Origin of the sequence: Micromonospora sp. NBC_00421 (assembly GCF_036017915.1) — a bacterium.
GTDB lineage: Bacteria > Actinomycetota > Actinomycetes > Mycobacteriales > Micromonosporaceae > Micromonospora.
Map to the genome: position 1 here is coordinate 1,592,528 of NZ_CP107929.1, position 13,731 is coordinate 1,606,258.

The following is a 13,731-nucleotide window of genomic DNA, read 5'->3' on the forward strand; positions in this document are numbered from 1 at the left end:
CGGGTGCGGCCGGGTGCCGCGTGCGGCGTCATTGGTCGGCGCGGGTGGCGTGGCGCAGCAGGGCGAGGGTGTGCACGAGGGCGAACCGCCGGGTGCCCCGGCCCAGTTCGTCCCACGGCTTCTTCCAGGTCATCCGCCGGGCGAGGTCCCACGCGGTGCCGCTGTCGCGGGTCAGGGCGCGGACCGTGTCGACCTCGTCGCGGTGGAAGGCCGCGAGGGCCTCGGCGCGGGCGGCGACGTCCCGGTAGGGGAACTGGTGGGCGGGGCAGGCGATGGCGGCTCCGAGGTCGCGGATGCGGGCCAGCGTCCGGAACAGGTCGGCCGCCGGGTCGTCGCCGGGGCGGCTGACGATGGCCAGTTGGGTGGGCCCCTCGGCCATCATGGTGTCGCCGGTGAAGACCAGCCCCCGGCTGTCGACGTAGACGGTGTGCCCGTAGGTGTGCCCGGGGGCGGGCAGGGCGCGGATGGTCACGTCGCCGAAGCGGAGTTCGGTCTCGCCGGTCAGGGCCAGGTCGAGCCGCAGGCTCTCCGGGTGTTCGGCGACGGCGACCGCGTCGGCGTACATGGCGGCGACGACGTCGGGCGGGGCCCCGGTCAGGTCGAGCGCGGTGCGTACCTGCTGGAGGAAGGTGCCGCGCCGCTGGTGCATGGTGGCGAAGTCGTCGGCCCCACCCATGATCACCCGCGCGCCGGAGACGGCCCGTACCCGGTCGGCGAACCCGACGTGGTCCGGGTGGTTGTGGGTGAGCAGGACCGCCGTGATGGCGTCGACCCGCTGACCGACGGCCGCCACCGACTGCTGGAACGACGCCCAGCAACTCGGGTGGTCGTAGCCGGCGTCGACGAGGACCGGTCCGTCGCCGGTGGCGATCAGGAAGACGGTGATGGACCGCAGGGCGCTGCCGTGCAGGGGGACGGGGATGGCCCAGACACCGTCGACGACCTGGGCGGGGACCGGCACCTGGCGGGCCCGCCAGGTGGCGGCGTGGGCGTCGCTCACGGGTCTGGACATCGTCGGGAGGCTCCCTTACTGTGGGACACCAACATACCGGATGGTCGGAATCTAGCTCAAGGAGTCCGATGAGCGAGGAGCGGACCGGGTTCCGGCTCTGGGCAGCCGCGGAACCGGACCTGTGCGCGATCGTCACCGCCGACGACCGGCGGATCTCGTACGGTGACCTGTTCGCCGAGGTGAACCGGATCTCGCACGGGCTGCGTACCCACGCGGGCCTGCGGCCCGGCGACACCGTCGCGGCGGTGATGACGAACAGCCCTGGCCTGGTCGCGCTCTATCTCGCGGCGATGCAGTCGGGCCTCTACCTGGTGACCCTCAACTACCACCTCACCGCGCCCGAGGTCGGCTACATCCTCGCCGACAGCGCCGCCCGGGTGGTGGTGGGCTCCGAGCGGGTCGAGGACGTCGTGGTCGCCGCCGCCGAGGCCGCCCCCGGCATCCAGGTCTTCGTCGACGGCACGCCCCGCACCGACCGGGCCCGGCCGCTGTCGACGCTCACCGCCGACATGCCCACGACCAGCCCGGCGGACACCCCGGCCGGTTCGCTGATGATGTACACCTCGGGCACCACCGGCCGACCCAAGGGGGTCAAGCGCCCGCTGAGCGGCGTCGACGCGGACACCGGCGCGCTGACCTACGTCTGGCTGTTCCGGGAGTTCGGCATGGAGCGCGACGCGTTCGCGTCCTGGCTGGTGTCGGCCCCGATGTACCACTCGGCCAACATCACCCCGGCGATGGGCGCGCTGCACGCCGGCGGCACGATGGTCCTGATGGACGGCTGGACGCCTGAGGGCTTCCTGCACCGGGTCCAGGCACGCCGGGTCACCGGGACCAGCATGGTGCCGACCCACTTCTACCGGCTGCTGCAACTGCCCGAGTCGGTCCGCGCCGGCTACGACATCTCCTCGCTGCGCTACGTGCTGCACGGCGCCGCGCCCTGCCCCCGCGAGGTCAAGCAGCGCATCCTCGACTGGTTCGGCCCGGTGGTCTACGAGTACTACGGCTCGACCGAGGTCGGCACCACCGTCGCGCGACCGCACGAGTGGCTGGCCCATCCGGGCACTGTCGGTCGGCCGGCCTCCATCTCCACCCTGCGCATCCTCGACGAGCTGGGCAACGAGTTGCCCGTCGGGCAGACCGGCATCGTCTACATGCGCCAGGGCGACGACCGGATCGAATACCACAACGACCCCGGCAAGACCGACGGCGCACGCCGCGACGGCCTGATGACCGTCTGGGACGTCGGGCACGTCGACGCCGACGGGTTCCTCTACATCACCGGTCGTGCGGCCGAACTGATCCTGGTCGGCGGGGTCAACGTCTATCCGGCCGAGATCGAGGCGGAGCTGATCGGCCACGACTGGGTCGCCGACGTCGGCGTCGTCGGCACCCCCGATCCGGAGTTCGGCGAGGTGCCCCAGGCACACGTCGTGCTGGCCGACACCGCGCCCGACCCGGACACGGCCGTCGCGGAGTTGCGCCGGCACCTCACCGACCGGTTGGCCAAGCCGAAGCGCCCGGCGTCCTACGTGCTGCGCGACGCCCTGCCCCGGGACCCGAACGGCAAGCTCTACAAGGCCCGGCTCACCCGCGCCGAAGAGGCCAGCGCGTGACCGGCGACATCGACGACCCGGTGGGAGGTGGGCATGGACTTCGCTGACAGCGACACCGATCTGGCGTTCCGGCGCGAGGTCGGCGGGTGGCTCGACGGGGCGCTGGCGGACGTGCCCGACCAGGAGGAGCTGTCCCAGGACGCGCGCGAGCACTGGTCGCGGGTGTGGCAGGACCGGCTCTGCGCCGGCAACTGGGCCGGCCTGTCCTGGCCGGTCGCGCACGGCGGCCGGGGGATGGACGCGCTGGCACAGGCCGTCTTCAACGAGGAGGCCGCGGTACGCGGTGCGCCGTACCCGCTCAACGGGGTCGGCATGATGCTGGCCGGGCCGACGATCATCGCGCACGGCACCGACGCCCAGCAGGCCCGGCACCTGCCCGGCATCCTGCGCGGCGACGAGTACTGGTGTCAGGGCTTCAGCGAGCCCGGCTCCGGGTCGGACCTGGCGAGCCTGACCACGGCGGCGACCCGGGTCGACGGTGGCTGGCGGATCAACGGGGCCAAGATCTGGACGTCCAACGCGCACAACGCGTCGCACTGCCTGCTGCTGGCCCGCACCGACGCCGCCGCGCCGAAGCACCAGGGCATCACCTACTTCCTCGCGCCGATGGACGGGTTCACCGTCCGGCCGCTGGAGATGATCAACGGGGACACCGAGTTCAACGAGATGTTCCTCGACGACGTGTTCGTCGCCGACGCCGACGTGCTCGGCGGGGTCGGCGACGGCTGGACCGTCGCGCTCACCACGCTCGCGTTCGAACGCGGCAGCATGGCGCTCAACCTCTGGGTCTGGGCCCGCCAGGCGGTCGACCGGCTGATCGACGTCGCGGTCGAGCGGGGCGTGGCCGACGACAGCGCGTTCGCCGACGCGGTGGGCGCGTTGCAGTGCGACGCCGAGGCGGTCCGGATCGGGTCGATGCGGATGCTCGGCGAGAGCCGGGCCGGTGGTGTCCCCGGCCCGGAGACCTCGGCGCTCAAGAGCCTGTGGGCCCGGGTGGTGCAGCACGCCAACCGGCTCGCCGTGCAGCTCGACGAGGCCGGCGGGGTGCTTGTCGACGGCGACGGCGCCGCCGCCCGGATGCGTCGTTACCTGCGCGCCCGCGCCCACACGATCGAGGGCGGCACGGAGGAAGTCCAGAAGTCGATTCTCGCGGAGCGGGTGCTGCGCCTGCCCCGCTCACGCTGAGCGGAGTGGTCTGGTGCGCGCAACATTCACCCAGGAACAGCGGGAGATCGGTGCGACAGTGGGCTCGCTCGCGGACGCCGACCGTGGCACCGCCCGCGAGCTGCTGGCCGGTCCGTGGCGGGCCCCGGCGGCTGACGGGCCGTTGCTGCGGGACTTCGGGCTGCTCGGGGTGCCCGAGTCGGCCGGTGGCATCGGGTCGGGCCTGATCGACCTGCTGGTCGCCGTCGAGGCGCTCGGCGAGCGGCTGGTGCCGAGCCGGTTCCCGGCGCACGCGGCGGCGGTCCAACTGCTCTGCGGCGACGAGCGGCGCACCGGTCCGCTCCCCGACGAGGTGCTCGACGGCCGCCGGGTGCTCACCCCGGCGGTCGACGTGCCGGGCAGCTCCGGGTGGGTCGACCGGGCGTCGCCGGACCCGCTGGTACGGACCCTGGTGCCGTACGCGGCGCAGGCGGACGGCGTCGTCGCCCTCGGCCCGGACGGGGTCTGGTTCGCCGACCCGCTCCGGACCACCGCCCGGCAGTCGGTGGACCCGGCGGTGCCGCTGTCGGACCTGACGGTGGCCGCCCCGGAGCGGACGCAGCCCGCCGGGTCCGGCCCGCTGCGGGCCGCGCTGGTGGTGGCGGCCGAGCTGTGCGGGGTGGCGCAGGGGGCGGTCGACCTGGCCGCCGAGCAGGCCCGGACGCGTCGGCAGTTCGGTCGGGTGATCGGTTCGTTCCAGGGGGTCGCGTTCCCGCTCGCCGAGGCGGCCACCGCCCGCAAGGCGGCCTGGGACCTGACCCTGTACGCGGCGTGGGCGGTGGACAACGGCCGGCCGGACGCCGCGATCCAGGTGCACGCCGCCAAGGCGGCGGCCGGGCAGGCGGCGGTCTTCGCCGCCGAGCGGTGCATCCAGGTGCACGGCGGGATGGGCATCACCATGGAGGCGGACCCGCACCTGTTCCTGCGCCGGGCGTTCGTGCTCGACGCCCGGTGCGGGCGGGGCGCGTGGCACCGGCGGCGGACCGGGGAGCTGCGGGTCGGGTCGCGTCGAACACCGCAGGCCTGACCTGCGGAAGTCTTGCCGGGCATCGGCCGGGGCAGTAACATACCGGCTGGTCGGAATAAATGAGGAGAAGGCCGTGAAGTTCGGAATCATGAACCTGTTCCCGGTGGCCGACGGGGTCTCGGACCACCAGGTGCTCCGGGAGACCCTCGACGAGATCCAGCTGGCCGACGAGCTGGGCTTCGACTCGATCTGGCTCGCCGAACACCACTTCTCGACGTACGGCATCCTCGGCAGCCCGGTGAACTTCGGCATGGCCGTCGCCGAGCGGACCCGGCAGATCACCATCGGCACCGCCGTCCTGGTGCTGCCGCTGCACCACCCGCTGCGGCTGGCCGAGGACATCGCCGCCCTCGACGTGCTCAGCGGCGGCCGGGTCTCGATCGGCGTCGGCCGGGGTTACCAGCCCGCCGAGTTCGCCGGCTTCGGCATCCCGCTGGAGGAGTCGAAGCAGCGTTACCAGGAGACCCTGGAGATCCTGCGGCTCGCGCTGTCGCAGGAGAACTTCTCCTACCACGGCGAGATCTTCCACTACGACGACGTCACCACCTACCCGAGGCCGTTCACCCCGGGCGGGCCGCCGATCCTGCAGGGCACGGTCTCCCCGGAGAGCTTCCGGGAGCGCGGCGCGGTCGGCGAGTCGATCATCACCTCACCGAACTTCACGCCGTTGGGCATCATGCAGAAGAACTTCGACCTCTACCGGCAGAGCATGCGGGAGAACGGCTTCGACATCTCCACCTACGACCTGCCGTTCATGCAGCAGGTCTGGTGCGGTGACAGCGAGGAGGGCCTGCGCGCGGCCGCCCAGGCGGCGATGAACTACTACAAGTCCGTCGGCAAGGTCATCCCCGGCTCGGAGGACGCCATCGCCAAGGAACGGTCCTACTACGCGGCCGTGGCCAAGAACATCGAGCTGCTGACCCTGGAGCAGACGCTTACCCACGGTGGCAACTTCGGCTCGGCCCAGCGCGTCATCGAGACCATCGAGATGCTGCGCGAACAGCTCGGCATCAACCACTACATCGGCTGGCTGCGGATTCCGTCCCTGGACCGCAAGGCCGCACTGCGCTCGATGGAGGAGTTCGCCGACAAGGTCATCCCGCACTTCCGGGCCCAGGAGCGCGCCGCCGACAGCGTGCCCACTCCCGAGGCGGTCGCCGGGTGAAGATCAGCTGCTTCCTGAGCGCCCAGTTCGACCCGTCGGCGTCGGCCACCGAGGGCATCGACGGCGTACTGGCCCAGGCCGCCGCCGCCGAGGCGGCCGGCTTCCACGCCGTCTACCTCGGCCACCACTACCTGGCCCGATCGGCGTTCGTCCAGCCGGTCCCGCTGGCCGGCTACCTCGCCCACGCCACCTCCCGGGTCCGGATCGGGTTCGGGGTCCTGCTGGCCCCCCTGCTGAACCCGGTCGCGCTCGCGGAGGAGCTGGCCTCGCTCGACGTGCTCGCCGGCGGCCGGCTGACCGTCGGCATCGGCGCCGGCTACCGCCGCCGCGAGACCACCGCGTTCGGCGTCGCCTGGGAGGACCGGCTGCGGCGACTGCGGGAGTACGTGCCGATCCTGCGTTCCCTGTGGAACGGCGAGACGATCGACATCGCCGGGAGCTGGGGCGAGGTCCCCGGCGCGTCCCTGGCGCTGCGCCCGGCCCAGCCCGGCGGCCCACCACTGTGGATCGGCGCGTTCGCCGAACCCGCGATCCGCCGCGCCGCCCGACTGGACGCCCCGTGGCTGATCGGCCCCAAGGGCAACGACGGGGAACTGGCCCGACTGCTCGGCATCTACCGGGGTGACCTGGCCGAGCGGGGCTTCCCACTGGACCGGGAGTACCCGATGAGCCGTGAGGCGTACCTCGGCGACAGCTACCCGGCGGCCGTCGCGGCCGTCCGCCCGCACCTGCAACGCCAGTACGCCGGCTACAAGTCCTGGGACGACGCGCAGTCTCTCGACCTGGACCGCTACCTGGCCGAGGACTGTCTGGTCGGCTCGGCCGACGAGATCGTCGCCAAGCTGCGCCGCTGGGAGAGCGAGTTGGGCATCACCGAGGTCTCGCTGCGCCACCAGTTCGTCGGCGCCGGCCAGGACGAGGCGATGGAACAGCTCGCCCGCTTCGGCGCGGAGGTCATCCCGAGGGTCACCACGACCGTGCCAGGGGGGACCCGGTGAACGCCGGCAACCTGGCCGGCATCCTGGAGGGCCGGTGCGCCGACCGGGCCGACCTGCCGGGCCTGTACGGCGAGGACGGCCGGTCCTGGACGTTCGACCAGATCGACCTGCTCGCCGGGGGTGTCGCCGCCGCGCTGCGGGCCGAGGGCGTCGGCCCCGGCGACCGGGTCGCCTGCTACCTGACCAACGGACCGGAGATCGTGTTCCTGCTCTTCGGCGCCTGGAAGATCGGCGCGGTGCCGGTCACCGTCAGCAGCCTCTACAACGCCGCCGAGCTGGCCGAGTCGGTGGCGAAGACCGCGCCCCGGCTGCTGCTGGTCGACGACCGCCGCCCGGACGTGGTAGCCGAGTTCCTGGCCGCGCAGGACGCCGTAAGGGTCACCGCCTCCGCCGCTTCCGTCCCCGCCGTCGCTTCCGCCGGCTCCGGCTCCGCTGCTGACGACGCCGGCCACGGCCGGCTGCCGGTGCGGTCCACCACACAGCCGTTGACCGGTGTGCCGGCGTTGCCGTGGCGGCGGGAGGTCCGGGTCACCGGGGTCGACGTCGGGCCGGAGGCCGAGGCGTGCATCCTGTTCACCGGGGGCACGACCGGGCGACCGAAGGCGGTCAGCGTCACCCACGGCGGGACCCGCGAGTCGCTGATGCGGCTGGCCCGGGTCACCACCGGCACCGAGGCCGAGGGCACCGCCGCGCCGCAGGCCAGGCCGAACCTCGTCGCCCTGCCGCTGTTCCACAGCGGCGGCCAGCACGCGCTGCTGTTCGCGTACTTCGTCGGCCGGCCGGCGGTGGTCTGGGAACGCTTCGGCGTCGACCGGCTCGCCGACCTGATGGCGCGGTTCGGTTTCGACAACCTCTTCCTACTGCCCACCATGGTCTTCGACATCGTGCACGCCGAGCGGGACCTGCCGTTCGACGGGGTCAAGTCCGTCCTGGTCGCCGGGCAGGCCATCTCCTGGCCGGTGCGGCGCGCGTTCGAAGAGCGCTACCGGGTGCCCATCCTGGTCAACTACGGCTCGACCGAGGCCGGGCACATCGCCGGCTGGACCGGCCGGGACATGAAGGCCGGTCGGTGGAAGCCGGGCTCCGCCGGCCGGGTCTACCCGGGTGTCGAGTTGGAGATCCGCGACGACGCCGGCACCGCGCTGTCGACCGGCGCGGCGGGTGAGGTGGTGGTCCGCTCCGCGCTGACCAGGGGGTACGTCGACGACGTCGCCGCGTCGGCCGAGCTGGTCCGGGACGGCTGGGTGCACACCGGCGACATGGGCTACGTCGACGCCGACGGGGTGCTCTTCCTGGTCGGCCGCAAGCGGGACATGATCAAGTGCGGGGGTTTCCAGGTCTGGCCCGAGGAGATCGAGGACGAACTGCGGGCGCATCCGCTGGTGCGGGACGTCCGGGTGCTCGGCCGGCCGGACGACCGGCTGGGCGAGATCCCCGTGGCGCTGGTGGTCCGGGTGGCCGACGACGCGGTCGCCGACACCGATCTCGCCGCGCGGCTCGTCGCGTACGCCCGGGAGCGGCTGGCCCACTTCAAGACCCCCCGGCGGATCGAGTTCGTGCCAGCCCTGGAACGCAGCGCCACCGGCAAGATCAGCCGCGCGGCGGCCCCCCTGCCGGAGGCGGACGGGGTCGCCCCCGTGGCGGTGTCCCGTACGGACAGCCGATCGACAGCTTGGGGGAGCCGATGAGGTTCGGCATCATGGCGTCGCACCAGTACCCGCCCGGCGACGACCTCGGCAGGCACCTCGACGACCTGTTCGGCACCGTCGAACTCGCCGCGGAGCTGGGCTACGACTCGGTGTGGACGATCAACCACTTCCAGTCCAACCTGGCCACCCCGCAGCCGATCTCGATGCTGGCGAGCCTGATCCCGCGCTCGGGGGACATGCTGCTCGGCACCGGCATCCTGCTGCTGCCGATGTTCCACCCGGTGCACGTCGCCGAGGAGTTCGCCACCCTGGACCACCTCTCCGGCGGACGGGTGATCCTCGGCGTCGGGGCGGGTTACCGGGAGAACGAGTTCGCGGCGTTCGGGGTCGACCCGGAGACCCGGTTCCGCCGGTTCGACGAGAGCCTGCGGCTCATCCGGGCGCTGTGGACCGGGAACCCGGTCACCCATGACGGGGAGTTCTATCCGCAGGTCGACGCCACCATCGGCATCCCGCCGCTGACCCCGGGCGGCCCACCGATCTGGATCGGCGCCGGTGGGAAGAAAGCGGTCCGTCGGGCGGCCCGGCTCGGCGACGCCTGGTACGCGCCGGGCAACTCACCGAGCCGCCGGTTCCTGCCGGAGCACCTGGCCGTCTACAACGAGGCGCTCGCCGAGTACGGCCGGGACCCGGCGACGGTGCAGCGGCCCGTCGGTGTGGAGCTGTACTGCGCGCCGAGCACCGAACAGGCCGTCGCGGAGGCGTTGCCGCACGCCCGGGTCGAGTACTCGACGTACGCCGAGTATCCGGCGCTGCGCTGGCAGCGGGACCGCTTCGACGAACTGGTCCGCAACACGCTGCTGCTGGGCTCGCCCGAACTCCTCGTCGAGCGGATCAGCGCCCTGCGCGACCTGGGCTTCGACCACCTCATCTTCCGTCCCGGGTGGCTCGGTATGCCGACCGAGAAGCTCCGCGCCTCGCTGCGACTGTTCGCCACCGAAGTGATCCCCGCCTTCCGTACCACCTGACCTAAGGAACCGCCGTGAAGAAGACCGAAGCCGAGCTGCTGGAAAGCCAGTGGGACGTCGAGAACATGGAGGTCGATCCCGAGGTCCTCGCCAAGTACGTCCGCTACGACGTGGACGAGGAACGGGCCGTGGCCACCATCACCTTCGACCGCCCCGAGCGGCTCAACGCCATTCCGGTGGCTGCCTTCGAACGCGTCGGCGACCTGGTGAAGGAGGCGGAGACCGACGACCGGGTCAAGGTCATCGTGTTCAAGGGGGAGGGTGAGCACTTCGGCACCGGCGCGGACGCCGCCGAACTCGGCCACTACATCGGCTACAAGACCGGCACCGACAAGGCGTCCCGGCGTCGACCGGCCCAGCGCCAGCGCATCCTGCCGGACCGCAACGTGCTCAGCTCCGGCTTCACCCGCCCGATCATCGAGTCGCTTAAGGCGACCATCTGTCAGGTGCAGGGCTACTGCTACGGCGGGCACTTCCAGATCGCGCTCTCGGCCGACATCGTCATCGCCTCCCCGGACGCCCGGTTCACCCACCCGGCGTTCCGCTACCTCGGTCCCGCCCCGCAGGACATGTACCACTGGATCGAGAAGGTCGGCCTGACCACGATGAAGGACGTCATGCTCACCATGCGGGCGATCGGCGCGGAGGAGGGCGAACGCAAGGGTCTGGTCACCAAGGTCGTCGCACGCGAAGAACTGCAACGCTGGGTCGACGACTACGCCGACGCGATCGCCGTGATGCCGCTGGACTCGCTGATGATGGGCAAGTCGATGATGCAGGTGGTGATGGAGGCCCGGGGCAAGGGCCTCGGAGCGATGACCGGCTGGGTCGGGCACGGCTGGGCCACCAACGTCAGCTTCGCCGACGGGGACTGGAACTTCCTCAAGGAGCGTCGGGAGAAGGGCATCGCGCAGGCGCTGGCCGACCGGGACCGGCTGGTGGCGCCCTACTTCCGGCTCAGCGACAGCCGGTCGCGGGAAGAGTAGGCGACCGGCGTGAGGTTCGGCATCCTGCTCGACCACCAGTACGCCCCCGGCGACGACCTGGGTCGCCGGGTCGGTGAGACAGTCGAGTACGTCCAGCACATCCGCGACCTGGGCTACGACTCGGTCTTCGGTATCCACCACTACCTGTCGTCGCTGAGCACCCCGCAGCCGCTGCCGCTGCTGAGCCGGCTCATCGACCACTCCGGGACGATGCAACTCGGCACCGGCATCCTCATCCTGCCGCTGGGCCACCCGGTGCACTGGGCCGAGGAGATCGCCACCATCGACCAGATGTCCGGTGGCCGGTTCGTCCTCGGTATCGGCTCGGGCTACCGGGACGCCGAGTTCGCCTCGTTCGGCATCGAACGGCGAACCCGGGTGTCCCGGATGAACGAGGCGCTGGCGGTGATGCAGCAGCTGTGGACCGGGGAGCCGGTGCACCACGAGGGTAGGCACTTCACCCTGGACGGGGTGCGGTGCAGCGTACCGCCGGTGCAGCGTCCGCATCCGCCGGTCTGGGTGGGCGCCAACGGCCCGACCGGCATCGCCCGGATCGCCCGGCAGGGGCTGCCCTGGCTCGCCCCGTCGAACGTGCGCCGCAACTGGGCCGTCGGCAACCTGGCCGACTACCGCGAACAGCGGCGGGCCGCCGGCTTCGACGAGCGGGACGCGGTCTTCCCGATCCACCGGGACCTGTGCGTGGCCGACTCCGCCGACGCCGCGTTCGCCGTCGCCGGTGACGCGGTGAAACGCTCCTACGGAGAGTACGTCCAGTACGGTATGGACTTCTTCGAGTCGCAGTGGGACGCGATCAAGGAAAAGGCGCTCTTCTTCGGCTCGCCCGACGACATCGCCGCCAAGATCCAGGACTTCGCCGACGCCGGCTACAACCACTTCGTGTTCCGTGCCCAGTGGCTCGGCCTGCCGATCGAACGGTCGATCGAGATCGTCGAGCGGTTCGCCCGCGAGGTCATGCCGAGGTTCCGCCCATGAGGATCGGCCACGTGATCGTCCCCGCCGACGACCTGGACGCCCAACTCGCCTTCTACACCGCGCTCGGGCTGACGGTGCGCTTCCGCGACGGCGACCGCTACGCCGCCGTCACCGACGGCACGGTGACCATCGGCCTGGCCGACGCCACCCAGCAACCCGTCGCCGGCCGCACCGTGCTCAGCGTCCAGGTCGACGACCTGGACGCCTGCGTCGCCCGCCTGGTCGCCGCCGGCGCCACCGCCACCGCCCCGGTGACCGGCCCCCACGAACGCCGAGCCCTGGTCACCGACCCCGCCGGCAACCCCCTCACCCTCTACCAACCCCACCCCTAACCCCGCCCGCCCCTCCCGCCCGCCCCTCCCCTGGCCCCCGCCCCACCCCCGCCCCGCCCGGTGATCAAGAGAAAAACGTCAGGATCGATCTCCACGATGACGCAAACCTCTTGATCACCGGGGCGGGCGGGGCGGGCGGGGCGGGGGAGGGGCGGGGAGGGGCGGGGGTCAGGGGAGGGGAGGGCGGGAGGGGTGGGAGTTGGGGGATGAGAAGGAGACTGATGTGAGCGTGAGTGATGGGCTGGTTGGTCGGACGGTCGGAGTGCTCGGTGGGACGGGGCCGCAGGGGCGGGGGTTGGCCCGGCGCTTCGGGGCGGCCGGGTTGGACGTCGTACTGGGGTCGCGGGACGCGGAGCGGGCGGGGCAGACGGCCGTCGCCCTGCCCGGTCGGGTGCGGGGCGGGTCGAACGCCGAGGCCGCTGCCGAGGCAGACATCGTGGTGGTCGCCGTGCCGTGGGCCGGGCACGCCGATCTGCTCACCGCCCTCGCGCGGGTGTTGGCCGGGAAGATCGTGGTCGACTGCGTGAACCCGCTGGGGTTCGACAAGCAGGGCGCCTACGCCCTCGCCGTCGCGGAGGGATCCGCCGCCCAGCAGGCCGCCGCGATCCTGACCGGGTCGCGGGTGGTCGCCGCGTTCCACCACGTCTCCGCCGTGCTCCTGGAGGACCCGGGCCTCGACCCGGTCGACACCGACGTCCTCGTGCTCGGTGACGACCGCGAGGCCACCGACCTGGTCCAGGATCTCGCTGCCACCATCCCCGGGGTCCGGGGTGTCTACGGCGGGCGGCTGCGCAACGCTCACCAGGTCGAGGCGTTCACCGCCAACCTCATCGCGGTCAACCGGCGCTACCGGGCCCACGCGGGCCTGCGGATCACCGACGTGTGACCCAGGCGGCCGGCTGGCCGCAACCGGATCGACGTGTGGCGTGACGGCAACGGCTCGCTGAGTGGGCGTCGGCACCGTGATGTCAGTCCGGGACGGGGAATACCGGGATTTCCGGTAGGGAGGATGCCCTACCGGAACTGCCCCGTGGAATGTCTGGCGACGGCTCTGTGAGTTCTCCGGTACGACCGGTGAACCGAGAGCCGATTCACGCATGTGCGCTCCCGCCCGCTGGCTCCTGCGGACGGATTCGGCCCCGGTACCTGATTTCCGGTCAGTCCACAGATCGGAACGTGGCATTCAAAGAACACTTATCGCGCCGCCGGCGGTATGCGGAATCTCTCGGTTCGCCTCGTCGGGGTGTCGCGGATCCGGGTCGACCGGATGTGGGCGGTCGCGCGTTGTCGGCCCTGCGGCGGGGTCGTCCCGCCGCAGGGTCCCAGGAAAGCGCCCGGGGCAACGGTCATGTCGGGCAACCGCATGCCGACCTAGAAATTGCCGAAGGCAACCACAAAGTATCTTTGCTGTCGCGGCTCCGGTGGAATGTTAATTGGTAAAGCTCGATTGATCTAGAGGTAGCCCCAGCTCAGGGCGGCTGTGACCGAAATATTACGGTAGGTGTTAACGGTGGCCGTTGCCCTTCTTGGGGGGTTGCCCGTGTTTTGGGGCGCGTCATCGCCGATCGGTGCAGGTGGGCGCTTCGCCGGAAGATCCCGCCTCTGGGGTGACTGGGGGCGTATTGGCACCGGTTTGTTTCTGTGATTTATCGGGGCGATTTTGTAAACCGAAAGTGATCATCCCAGTTCAGCGCCATTCTCAGCATTCATCCAGCTTGTTTT

The 13,731-nt window shown here is 71.5% G+C and carries 12 protein-coding genes; 11 read left to right on the forward strand and 1 reads right to left on the reverse strand.

What is annotated here, in order from left to right; translation table 11 throughout:
- Positions 1 to 28: 28 nt before the first annotated feature.
- Positions 29 to 1,012, reverse strand: coding sequence for an MBL fold metallo-hydrolase (locus OHQ87_RS06910; protein WP_328346014.1), 984 nt, complete (start codon positions 1,010 to 1,012; stop codon positions 29 to 31).
- Between the two features lie 68 nt (positions 1,013 to 1,080).
- Here OHQ87_RS06910 and OHQ87_RS06915 point away from each other — a divergent pair, with 68 nt between their 5' ends.
- The 11 genes from OHQ87_RS06915 (at position 1,081) to npdG (ending at position 12,895) form a co-directional block, all read left to right on the forward strand.
- Complete coding sequence (locus tag OHQ87_RS06915; RefSeq protein WP_328346016.1) at positions 1,081 to 2,628, forward strand: AMP-binding protein; 1,548 nt, start codon at positions 1,081 to 1,083, stop codon at positions 2,626 to 2,628.
- 33 nt (positions 2,629 to 2,661) lie between these two features.
- Positions 2,662 to 3,813: an acyl-CoA dehydrogenase family protein gene (locus tag OHQ87_RS06920; RefSeq protein WP_328346019.1), complete on the forward strand. Its 1,152-nt coding sequence runs from the start codon at positions 2,662 to 2,664 to the stop codon at positions 3,811 to 3,813.
- A gap of 13 nt (positions 3,814 to 3,826) precedes the next feature.
- Positions 3,827 to 4,858: an acyl-CoA dehydrogenase gene (locus OHQ87_RS06925; RefSeq protein ID WP_328346021.1), complete on the forward strand. Its 1,032-nt coding sequence runs from the start codon at positions 3,827 to 3,829 to the stop codon at positions 4,856 to 4,858.
- 73 nt (positions 4,859 to 4,931) lie between these two features.
- Positions 4,932 to 6,023, forward strand: coding sequence for an LLM class flavin-dependent oxidoreductase (locus OHQ87_RS06930; protein ID WP_328346023.1), 1,092 nt, complete (start codon positions 4,932 to 4,934; stop codon positions 6,021 to 6,023).
- Positions 6,020 to 7,021 (forward strand): LLM class flavin-dependent oxidoreductase, encoded by a 1,002-nt coding sequence (locus tag OHQ87_RS06935; RefSeq protein WP_328346025.1) that lies wholly within the window; start codon positions 6,020 to 6,022, stop codon positions 7,019 to 7,021. The genes OHQ87_RS06930 and OHQ87_RS06935 overlap by 4 nt, the downstream gene beginning before the upstream one ends.
- A complete protein-coding gene (locus tag OHQ87_RS06940; protein ID WP_328346027.1) occupies positions 7,018 to 8,709 on the forward strand; it encodes a class I adenylate-forming enzyme family protein in 1,692 nt (563 codons plus the stop codon). Before OHQ87_RS06935 ends, OHQ87_RS06940 begins: the two co-directional genes overlap by 4 nt.
- Positions 8,706 to 9,698: an LLM class flavin-dependent oxidoreductase gene (locus OHQ87_RS06945; protein ID WP_328346029.1), complete on the forward strand. Its 993-nt coding sequence runs from the start codon at positions 8,706 to 8,708 to the stop codon at positions 9,696 to 9,698. Before OHQ87_RS06940 ends, OHQ87_RS06945 begins: the two co-directional genes overlap by 4 nt.
- Before the next feature lie 14 nt (positions 9,699 to 9,712).
- Positions 9,713 to 10,684, forward strand: coding sequence for an enoyl-CoA hydratase/isomerase family protein (locus OHQ87_RS06950; protein ID WP_091246929.1), 972 nt, complete (start codon positions 9,713 to 9,715; stop codon positions 10,682 to 10,684).
- Between the two features lie 9 nt (positions 10,685 to 10,693).
- On the forward strand, positions 10,694 to 11,677 hold the full coding sequence (locus tag OHQ87_RS06955) for an LLM class flavin-dependent oxidoreductase (RefSeq protein WP_328346034.1): 984 nt from the start codon (positions 10,694 to 10,696) through the stop codon (positions 11,675 to 11,677).
- Complete coding sequence (locus OHQ87_RS06960) at positions 11,674 to 12,009, forward strand: VOC family protein (RefSeq protein ID WP_328346036.1); 336 nt, start codon at positions 11,674 to 11,676, stop codon at positions 12,007 to 12,009. Before OHQ87_RS06955 ends, OHQ87_RS06960 begins: the two co-directional genes overlap by 4 nt.
- Positions 12,010 to 12,208: 199 nt before the next feature.
- A complete protein-coding gene (npdG, locus tag OHQ87_RS06965) occupies positions 12,209 to 12,895 on the forward strand; it encodes an NADPH-dependent F420 reductase (RefSeq protein ID WP_442930698.1) in 687 nt (228 codons plus the stop codon).
- The last annotated feature ends 836 nt before the right edge of the window (positions 12,896 to 13,731 follow it).

Excerpts from the sequence above, each read along its gene's own strand:
- OHQ87_RS06910 (WP_328346014.1), bottom strand. The coding sequence starts at position 1,012 with ATGTCCAGACCCGTGAGCGACGCCCACGCCGCCACCTGGCGGGCCCGC.
- OHQ87_RS06915 (WP_328346016.1), top strand. The coding sequence starts at position 1,081 with ATGAGCGAGGAGCGGACCGGGTTCCGGCTCTGGGCAGCCGCGGAACCG.
- OHQ87_RS06920 (WP_328346019.1), top strand. The coding sequence starts at position 2,662 with ATGGACTTCGCTGACAGCGACACCGATCTGGCGTTCCGGCGCGAGGTC.
- OHQ87_RS06945 (WP_328346029.1), top strand. The coding sequence starts at position 8,706 with ATGAGGTTCGGCATCATGGCGTCGCACCAGTACCCGCCCGGCGACGAC.
- OHQ87_RS06960 (WP_328346036.1), top strand. The coding sequence starts at position 11,674 with ATGAGGATCGGCCACGTGATCGTCCCCGCCGACGACCTGGACGCCCAA.